The 303-nt window shown below is 64.4% G+C and carries 1 protein-coding gene; it reads right to left on the reverse strand.

The genetic code is table 11. The annotated features are described in order from the left end of the window. A partial coding sequence (locus tag EN850_RS35425; protein WP_210238088.1) for a hypothetical protein occupies positions 1 to 303 on the reverse strand: 303 nt, incomplete at both ends.

Genomic DNA, 303 nt, shown 5'->3' on the forward strand with positions numbered 1-303 from the left:
GGCCGATCAGGAATCAGGGCGCGCAACGAGTGATTGCTGAAGCCGTTCGCGGCAAGCGTGCTGATTTCATTCTGCCGGGCGTAGATGCGCACCTGGCCGAAGTGCGGCGACGCCGCGCTGACCGGATCGGAGGCCATGACATGGTTGATCATGGTGTTGCCGCCTTCCGGGATGCGGTAGCTGAGGCTGACCGCGCCATAGGCGTTGAAGGTTTCGCCCTTGACGTTGAAATGGTGCGAGGTGATCTGGGCCAGCGCGCCGCCGAGGGAGTGACCGGTGACGGTGACCTGGGGGGCATGTCCG

Origin of the sequence: Mesorhizobium sp. M8A.F.Ca.ET.207.01.1.1 (assembly GCF_004794715.1) — a bacterium.
In the GTDB taxonomy this organism is placed as follows: Bacteria; Pseudomonadota; Alphaproteobacteria; order Rhizobiales; family Rhizobiaceae; genus Mesorhizobium.